Origin of the sequence: Coprococcus intestinihominis (genome assembly GCF_040096555.1) — a bacterium.
Lineage (GTDB): Bacteria > Bacillota > Clostridia > Lachnospirales > Lachnospiraceae > Coprococcus_A > Coprococcus_A intestinihominis.
On record NZ_JBBMEK010000128.1, the window covers coordinates 1 to 9,050 of the forward strand.

Annotated in this window: 9 protein-coding genes; all 9 read right to left on the minus strand. The window is 40.9% G+C overall.

Annotation, left to right across the window (positions count from 1 at the left end; all coding sequences use genetic code 11):
• Nucleotides 1–192: 192 nt before the first annotated feature.
• Complete coding sequence (locus WMO25_RS10480; protein ID WP_349085281.1) at nt 193–498, minus strand: WXG100 family type VII secretion target; 306 nt, start codon at nt 496–498, stop codon at nt 193–195.
• 30 nt (nt 499–528) lie between these two features.
• On the minus strand, nt 529–840 hold the full coding sequence (locus tag WMO25_RS10485) for a WXG100 family type VII secretion target (RefSeq protein ID WP_349085282.1): 312 nt from the start codon (nt 838–840) through the stop codon (nt 529–531).
• 41 nt (nt 841–881) lie between these two features.
• Entirely contained in the window at nt 882–1,184 is a 303-nt protein-coding gene (locus WMO25_RS10490; protein ID WP_349085283.1) for a WXG100 family type VII secretion target, read from the minus strand.
• A gap of 22 nt (nt 1,185–1,206) precedes the next feature.
• Nucleotides 1,207–1,455: a ubiquitin family protein gene (locus WMO25_RS10495; protein ID WP_349085285.1), complete on the minus strand. Its 249-nt coding sequence runs from the start codon at nt 1,453–1,455 to the stop codon at nt 1,207–1,209.
• 5 nt (nt 1,456–1,460) lie between these two features.
• Nucleotides 1,461–6,092, minus strand: a complete 4,632-nt coding sequence (gene essC / locus WMO25_RS10500; protein WP_349085286.1) for a type VII secretion protein EssC — start codon at nt 6,090–6,092, stop codon at nt 1,461–1,463.
• A gap of 27 nt (nt 6,093–6,119) precedes the next feature.
• On the minus strand, nt 6,120–7,250 hold the full coding sequence (locus WMO25_RS10505) for an SPFH domain-containing protein (protein WP_349085288.1): 1,131 nt from the start codon (nt 7,248–7,250) through the stop codon (nt 6,120–6,122).
• 17 nt (nt 7,251–7,267) lie between these two features.
• On the minus strand, nt 7,268–7,759 hold the full coding sequence (gene yidD / locus WMO25_RS10510; RefSeq protein WP_349085289.1) for a membrane protein insertion efficiency factor YidD: 492 nt from the start codon (nt 7,757–7,759) through the stop codon (nt 7,268–7,270).
• A gap of 22 nt (nt 7,760–7,781) precedes the next feature.
• Nucleotides 7,782–8,471 (minus strand): hypothetical protein, encoded by a 690-nt coding sequence (locus WMO25_RS10515; RefSeq protein ID WP_349085291.1) that lies wholly within the window; start codon nt 8,469–8,471, stop codon nt 7,782–7,784.
• Nucleotides 8,472–8,533: 62 nt separating this feature from the next.
• Nucleotides 8,534–9,050: tetratricopeptide repeat protein (locus WMO25_RS10520; RefSeq protein ID WP_349085293.1), on the minus strand; the 517-nt coding region annotated here is incomplete at its 5' end.

Here is a 9,050-nt window from a genome sequence, read left to right on the forward strand (position 1 = left end):
GTGCGTTGAAAATTGGATTGGATAGTATCTACTCTTGATGCTACTGTTTTACAACGACTTCCAATTTGATCAAGACCGGAAAATTCAACATAAATTCTAGGCATACTTCACAACCTCCTTTCTATCGGTTCCCCAGCGGAACGTAAAGGTCGCTCCGCCAGGGATAACCGATTATTTCAATCTTCCAAAAAATCAGAAGACTTTGCCCTGCTCCTGAGCTTTCTGAGTGCCTTCACGCTCAGCAGCTTCATAACTTTCAGCAGCCAGGGTGAGGAATGTGCTGTATGCCTTCATGTCCTTGACAATAGTATCAAAAGTATTCTGCATATTTGCAAACTGCTTTTTTTCAGTTTCGATGGTGGTGCCTTTCATTTTGTTAGCTGTAGTCGTAACCTCCTGCAGCATTTCTGCATACAGAGACTGGATAGTAACTGCTGCATTTTCGAGGGTCTTAGCTTTGTCACGCATAACACTGGAATCTACTACTACTTGTGCCATAGTTTTTCTCCTTTCAAAATGATGATTTGATTACTTTCCGGCACTAAGAGAGCTTGCTTTGCTCTTAATATCGTTTTCGGTGCTCTTCATTTTTGCGGCATATTCACGAAGGAACTGAACGTAGTTCTTCAAGGCTTTTTCTGCTGCGGAGAAGTCGTTTTTGTAGCCTTCGATTCTCTGGTTGAATGTGTCGCTTGCTTCACCTTTGTAAGTCACACGAAGATCAGACACAGCTGTATAGATGCTGGTGTATGCTTTGGTGAATTCTCCGGTTTTTCCCTCGATTTTGCTTGCAGAAGCTTCGAGTTCTTCAGGGGTTACATCAAAAATTGTAGATGCCATAAGAGTTCTCCTTTCGGTGTTTGAATTTTTTGAATAAATACTTAGTGTCCAGATTTCAAGGCGGCGGCTCGTTCTTCTGCTTCACGATCTTCACGCTGAATTCTGTCGGCACAGTATTTAATCGTTGACGCTAGATTGGACATCTGAGATCTTGTCCTGTTCATTTCACTGCGCAGGGTGCTTAATTTTGATATAAAAGCATCAGCTGCTTGGCCTTTCCATACGGCACGACAATCTTGTTCCATCTGTTCCAGAAGTTTAATCTGAGATGAGAGCTGATATGCGTCATCTGATATGGAATTCGCTTGTGAAATAACTTTAGAGTAGTTTATTCTATATTTCATGGTGTCGTATCTCCTTCCTTTGCTAGATTAACAGCAGCTTGGCTCCATCGGAGATACCAAGTTGGGCAAAGCTGCATTCCAAACGTAATGCCGTATTGTCGCTTGTATCGAACAACATCGCATCGGCACTCTTATCTGAGATTCCGTACTCTGAGTTTAATATTTTTATCATCAGATTCTGAGCATTTTTGACAGACATATTGTTTGGAACGATAAAATCGTATGTACTATCCAGGGCTGGTATTTTTACTGTGATAGATATTTTTTCCATGAACCTCACCACCTTATCTCAACATTTTTTTCTTTAAGACAGAAGTAACAGCTGTGAGATTTTACATCTGGTACAAGCGGTAGGGTTTCTATCTTTGCGGAAGCATTTTCATAGCAGTTTGGGCAGAGTATGTAGTTTTCTGCATTGACAACCAGTGACATAAACAGACGATCATTGTTCTTGGCTCCATTAACATTAAAACCGCATATAAAATAAATTCCGTATTGTGGAGCATCGATATACTGGAACACCTTTCGCATAAAGGCAGCCTGCTCATTGGTAATCATATCGAAGAAATCGTTGAACTCAGAAATGACAATAAACAGCTGTTCGTGCTGTCCGCCTGGTTCTTCTAAGCGTGCATTTAATTCTGGTTTCAATTCCTCGATGAACTCATCAAGAGCAGTAGCTCCGCTAATATACTGACACGAAGAACATTCATCGACAATATTTCTAAAAGTGCCATTGTCATCATCAATGAATACTGAACGTCTGTTACTGTATTGGGCGATGTTCATTAGAATAGTTCCGTAAAACTTACCCAAGCTATCTATATCATTTGCACAGATACAGACTTTGTAATCCTCGGACAGAGTTATGCCATACATCAGTGCTGCAGACTTGGAGGTTCCAAGGATAAGATTTCCACTTTCATCAAAAATGGATTCAGGTGGAGTGCTTCGTGGTGTCGGTGAATAATAGCTTGCAGGAGCTTCATAAGAATTATTTGAATCCTCTGTAGCTCCGTCTATCTTAATTGGAGTGTATCCGTGCCAATTCGATGCCAATTCGATGTATTTCTGACTAATGGTTGCGATACGATCAGCTTCGGTTTCACCGTCAAAAGCGATTGCAGTCTGGAATTCAACAATTTCTCTATTTATTACAGTGATGCCCCGTCCGCTGATATCTTCAGGAACAACCGGAGGGCGCACATTATGAATATCTAGGTAGTTACTAGGATCATTCATTTTCAGGGTGAAATAAGTGGCAATATGCTCAGTTACCTTGTAATATATAGAGTTTCGTGTACTTCCTGTAATAACGAAATAAACGCCAAAGGTTTTTCCGGCACTGATGATGTCGATGAAGCTGTCTGATATATCCATATATTTGTCCCGGAAGGATGCAAAATTATCAATCAGGACAAGAATGGCAGGAAGAGGTTTTTTGCAAACAGCACGATAATCAGAAAAAGTACCACAGTTATTGTCTGCAAAAATGCGTTTGCGTTCATCGATTATGTCGTGCAGAACAAAAGCCATTTCAGAGAGTTTGCTTTCATCGTCTGCAAATACGACCCCGCCGGTATGCGGAAGATATGAAAGATAGCCTAAATTTCGCCCGCCAAAATCCATAGCATACAGATTCAATTCTTCCGGGGTATAGGCATACTCACAAACCATGGAGTAAACCAGTGTTTGCAAGAATGTCGTTTTTCCTGTTCCACTTGCACCATACAATCCAACATGACCGGTTTTGGAGAAGTCTATCGTAAGCGGTTTTTGCTCCTGAGTGCGAACGTAATCTACCAATCCAATTGTTGCAGAACACAGCCCCTTCTTTTCTTTTTCAAGGGTCTGCAAAACAATTTTTTCAGGGAGCATATCTAGCCACAAAGGCTTCGCTACAACATTCTTCTTTTGCCCGAGGGCAACGATTTCAGAAACAACTGCTTCTAGTTGCGTTTTGTCAGACTTGTCACCAGACAGGTCAATCTTGGCGCTATGGATAGGATTGGCTGTATTATCAGTCATCTGTACCGTGATTTCTTCGTCTGGCATATATGTTTTAGTAGGAATATAATCAGCTCCACTATAACCAGACTGAATACATTCGTAGATTTCATCATAGCCGACTTGCAGATACAGACGACCGGGGTTTTTAATCATTGCAGAGTCAGGTTTATTTATCATATCGATGCTGTCCTGTTTATCTGCAACCTTCAAGCAAACTCTAAAGCGAGAGTTGCTCATAATCTGCGGATCAACGATACCGCTTGGCTTCTGTGTCGCAAGAATCAGATGTATTCCGAGGCTACGACCAACTTGAGCTACGTTGATGAGTTGTGCCAAAAACTCAGGCTGCTGTGTCTTTAACTGCGCAAATTCGTCAATAATAATGACTAAGTGCGGCAATGGTGTATCAAGGCGTCCGCCTTTGTAATACTTGTGGTAGGAGTTAATATCCAGTTTATCAACACCAAGTGCAGCAGCAGCTTCATTAAATATGCGCTGACGAGACTTTATCTCTGCTTCCAACGAAACCAATGCACGATAGAGAATATTTCCTGATAAATTTGAAATTGTTGCTGACAAATGCGGCAGTGCAGGAGCGAACGGTTTAGCCATGAATGGTCTTGCCATATCTCCGCCCTTGAAGTCTACTAAGACAAAAGCAACTTCTTTAGGACTGTAGTTAATAGCCAGCGATAAGATGAATGCCTGTAGGAATTCGCTTTTACCGGAACCCGTAGTACCTGCAACAAGCCCGTGGCAACCGTGATAGGCTTCGTGCAGATCCAGGCTGAACACTTCACCGCCTGCCATGACTCCTATCGGGGCTGCCAGAGATTTGGCAGAATTGTTGTTATCCCAATGACTCTCAATAGCAAGTTCGCTGACATTACCTACTTTATACATTTGCAGGAACGATATACGATCAACGATACCCAAGGAACGAGAGTCTCTCTTGATAGGCAGTCGAGATAGTTCATTCGCAAACGAGTGAATACGGCTCATTTCTACATCATCAAGAGTAAATGGGATGAACCTATTTGCATTTTTGTTTTTTATATAGTATCCAGTGCGAGTATCATCGCTTTGGATAATTGTTTTACATGATTTAGGCAGTTTTGTGATATCGCCATAGGCAAACAAAGTTGTGATACCAACTTGGTTCTCGGAATCATTCATATATCTGAGCAGAGCCTCTTTTTCAATCAAATTCGGCTCCGTGACGATCACAACGTAATGGGGGATAGGTGTGCCACCTCTATCCTGAGATTCTTCTCGCTCTTTTATCATCTCATCAATGATATTAAAAATATAATGAACCTCATCGGGATTTGTAGCAAAGAAACGAACCTTTTTATCGTTGCTCCAGATATGAGGTACATTCTTGAAATCATCAAAGTTATACACCTGTTTAGGAGATGTTATAAGCACGAGCTTTACTTCATCGTAGGAATGAAGTGAAATAATATTAAGGATCACCTCATTAAGAATAGTGCGTATATTCTTCTGACTGCCGATAATGCCAATCGTGTGATTAGTAAAAATGTCGAGTGTCAGTGGAACATCGTTTAATGTCCCGTACTTCTTGGAAAGCTCAACTGGCAAATTACGAAGTTCATCTTCATGCAGCTGAAATCCTTGCTTTGGAATTTTTAACTGCACTTCAAAAGGTCTGCTACCTAAACCCATACGGATAGCAAGAAAATCAGCATCCTCATGGGAACGCTCCCACAAGCGGAGTCGGTTACTTTCGTTATCAAGCATGGAGCATAAAATTTCAGGAGAAGGGCATAACGAATCGTTCAAAAGACGTACGGTTCGCTCTCTCTTTGAAATTAAGCTTTTTTCTATATCAGAGATATACGATAAGTATCTGCTCTTTCTATGGCTCTCATCAGCCAAGGTGCGCCTTTTCTGGTAGCTTCTAAGTAAAGAAGGCCACATAAGCGAACCCAATAGTAAACCAACTGCCATAGTGCCACTGGCAATAATGGTTGACATCTGACCGCCGCTAATTGCATTTGTGATAGATACGCCCAAACTTGCCAGCATTACCATAGACATAGTAATGCTCGGTCCGAGAGTTAGAATTGCTGGAGTTTTATCTACGGTAAACGGGCTAGGAGGAGCATCAATCTCAATTACATCGCTATCCAATGATTTTAGAATACGAGGTGTACTGACAAAGTATTTCTTTTCCGCTGCATCATTGATAGGCATTTTCACAGCAAAGGATGTCATCAACGATAAGGTACTTTCAGTTTTGAGATTACGCACAGCTATGAAGTCACCCATGTAAATGAGGGAAAGCCCCATGATAAAGACTTCATCAAAAGGCTTTAACTGTTGTGAATGAACAAGGCGACCGTTTACATAGATACCAATACTGCGTTTCAGATCCTCAATAAAAGCATTTCCATTGCTGTCAATGCGAATAGCTGCGTGTTTTTCTCTTGAAACAAAGTCGCTAAAATCATAAGAAATATCGTTTAGTGGAGTGCGCCCGATAAAAATATTGGTATCTTTTGATAATGCGTATTTTTTATAGCCAGCCTGTATATCCGAGGTGGCAATGAACAGGGCTTTGACTGTTTTGCCGTTGCTTTTATTCTTAAATGCAAAATAGTCTCCACTATGTATTACATGGTCATTACAAGGATGACCATTCAGCGTTACTTCATATTTATCATCGAAGCTTTGTTTCAAGGTGTAGATAACGGATGCTTTTTCTTCTTCCTGAGAAAAAGGAATAGCGAAGTCTGATGGAAGTCCCAATGTTTCGAGAAACAGGCGATTCGTTCTGTTTTTGAGGACATCGCTTAACATCCGTGAAATTGCTCGATCTTCAACAAAGAACGTTACCAAGAAATCTAACATCGAATTATTCTTGGATTTAGCCATCTTTTCACCACCTCTACAAAATACTATTTACAATTTTTCTCCGCAGTTGCCGCAGAACTTCATGCCAGGCTTATTCTCAAAACCGCAAGAAGGACATTTTGATGCACTGAGAGGTTTTCCACATTCACCACAGAATTTCATTCCGTCTGGAACTTCTTTTCCGCAGTGAGGACAAACAATGGTAGTTGCAAGTTTACTGCCACAACTGCCACAAAATTTCATGGATGCATTGTTCTTAGCTCCACATTTTGGACAACTGATTTCATTATCGGGGGCGTTTACCTGCACGTTCTGACCGATGCTAGAAAAAATATTACCAAACTGACCTGCAGCACCTAATCCCATTCCTAAGCCGATTCCTGCGTTGGCAATTCCACCAGAAGAAGGGTTAGTTGCCAATCGCTCTGCAATATCAAGAGACCTACGGCGCTGATAAAAGCCTTCACCTAATGCAAGTTCTTCTTTATAGTGGCGAAGCTTTTCGTAATCTTCAGGACGTGGTGCAATGGCTTCACAGAAGAAATTAACAACCTCAACACCAAATCTTTCAAATTCATCATTGATGGCTTCCTTGAAAGCATCGGAAAGTTCAGACAAATAAGAAGAAATCTCCAAGAAGGAAATTTGCTTCTTTATCATATATTCCGATGTTACAGATTTGATTTTGGTGTTAATAAGTCCGTTGAAGTATTTGAGTACCACTGTGTAATCGCCGGTTACTCCATTAGGTATTGCTCCAACAATACGAGATACAAACAACCGAGAATTATTTATGGCAATTCCATATTGCCCACGAGCACCTACGTTCAATATCAATCCGTATTTAGGATCTTCTAAAGGTATTGCAGTGGAAGTTCCCCAATGCAAGTCGAGCTTTACGGTCTTGTTAATGTAATACACTTCTGCAGTAAACGGTGTTTTGCCGCCAAACGGTAAATTAACCAGTTTGTGCAAAAGTGGTAAATTTCCTGTAGATAATGTATGTGTACCAGGACCAAACAAATCAAGTGCTTCGCCGCCCTTAAGGAATAACGCTTCCTGACCCTGGTTTACAATTAGTTGTGAACCGAGTACAAATTGCTCGGAGGGACATTTATAAACAAGCCAATGCGGACCATTTACTTGTCCATCGAATTTTATTCTATCAATAATAGCCATTTCTTCTACCTCTTTCGCTAAGGTTCATCAATGCGGTATATCCTACCACGGCATTTTTTGAATAATCTTATGTAAGACTTATATAATCCTCGTATAACTCCGTATTTTTCAATAGCCAGAATTGCGTATTCTGAGCAAGTGGGCTTAAACAAGCATTTGCGACGAACACGTTCGGGCGCATACCGCTGATAAAGTCGAATAGCTCCAATTAATGCTGGCTTTAATGCTATTACTCCACCAATAAAGAATTGAAGCAAGGTAAGCAATATAACAAATGTAGTATGGTGTTCTGCGTAAAATCTGTAGATGGATTGGGGTAAAATTGAAGAAATGCCAAGCCATCGAATCAGATAATACAGTAGAATGGTTGCCACACAATTAGCTACAAGAAAAAGCGAAACACAAAGAGCCGCCTTCTTATAGCTTGTATTAGGGCGAACAAGAGGTCGTTCTAATACATACCATACTACCGCTTTCTGTTCTTCCGGACTTGGCATTTCTCTTTTCATAGTTTCTGTAATCGGAGCCAGATTAGCGATTTTTCATTTCACGCAGCTTGTTACGCATACCACGAATCGCTGCATCGGTGCTATCGGTTGGAGTCATGGAGCAACGCAGAGTGTCGCCGGGAACAACAATCTTGAATTCGTCAGCATTAGCGGAAGCCTGCATATACTGAGTGCTACCCATACAACCAGAAGACTCTGCCACGAGCTTCTGATAGGTTTCAGAAGAAGCAGTAAAGTTGGTGACATCCTGATAGAAATACTGCATAGTATTTTCTTTCTTGCTATCACTGGTCATGCTGAAAGAATACTGATAGATGAAAACTTCACGCTCGCCGAAAAACAGCCAAGTGATCATATACTCGGAACTAACCCAAGTATTAGCTGAGGCACGAGCTACCAGATTATCAACCTTGTCGTTAAAAACATAACCCTCGAACGTAACAGGAGCAATTTCCTGAACCTCATCCTCATCAATGCCCAGTTTTCTCAGAGCCATTGACTTGGTATCCAGAGAACTCAATCTCGCCCGAACTTTCTTACGATATTCTTCGACAGTCATACCAGAAGACATGCATCCACCTGATGCACCGTAGAAGAACTTGATAATTGCCTGTTGCTCACTATTTTTGCCACGCAGAAGCATCTGCATTTCCTGCTGCTTTGCAGCAGCATCAGTTGCGGCCTGATTAACCGCATTGCCAAACATACCCATAGTTTTTCCTCCTAAAATGTGGTTTTTGTGTATTCTCAATAGGATTCAATCTGGAGATCCCATTAAAGACAGTCTGGACGATCGACTCCAAGGATTGCATAGAGTTGATCAATGTCATAATTTGAAAGTCCTGCTTGCTTTGCCATTGCCAACAACTCCTGATAATTGGGAGTTGTTCTGTAACTTTTACGATAGAAGTGGTCGTATTTGATATAAGCTAAGAAATAGTAATAGATTCCCTTCGGCTCAATCATTAATGCAGCTTGGACATATTCTTCAATTTTATCAATGTCAGTTCGCTTTGCCAAAAAAGCTTTTTTGCCCTTCAAAAGGCTAACTGCGGCGTAAAAATAAGTTTCTGAATTGTCGAAATTATCTTCTATGGCTTTTGCGAAAGCGGATTGTGCTTTGTCATAAAGTTTCAGTTTTAGATAACACATTGCAATGGAGTTATTCAGTTCTGTATTATCTGGATTCTGTGCTAAAGCACTTCTGTATGCACCTGCGTATTTATTTACCTCAGGTATGGACATACTATAAACACTGTTGAATGTTGAAATAATAACAGGACGATAACAG

Bases quoted from the DNA above. Each gene is read 5' to 3' on its own strand.
- WMO25_RS10480 (WP_349085281.1), bottom strand. From the start codon at position 498: ATGGCACAAGTAGTAGTAGATTCCAGTGTTATGCGTGACAAAGCTAAG.
- WMO25_RS10485 (WP_349085282.1), bottom strand. From the start codon at position 840: ATGGCATCTACAATTTTTGATGTAACCCCTGAAGAACTCGAAGCTTCT.
- WMO25_RS10490 (WP_349085283.1), bottom strand. From the start codon at position 1,184: ATGAAATATAGAATAAACTACTCTAAAGTTATTTCACAAGCGAATTCC.
- WMO25_RS10495 (WP_349085285.1), bottom strand. From the start codon at position 1,455: ATGGAAAAAATATCTATCACAGTAAAAATACCAGCCCTGGATAGTACA.
- essC (WP_349085286.1), bottom strand. From the start codon at position 6,092: ATGGCTAAATCCAAGAATAATTCGATGTTAGATTTCTTGGTAACGTTC.
- WMO25_RS10505 (WP_349085288.1), bottom strand. From the start codon at position 7,250: ATGGCTATTATTGATAGAATAAAATTCGATGGACAAGTAAATGGTCCG.
- yidD (WP_349085289.1), bottom strand. From the start codon at position 7,759: ATGAAAAGAGAAATGCCAAGTCCGGAAGAACAGAAAGCGGTAGTATGG.
- WMO25_RS10515 (WP_349085291.1), bottom strand. From the start codon at position 8,471: ATGGGTATGTTTGGCAATGCGGTTAATCAGGCCGCAACTGATGCTGCT.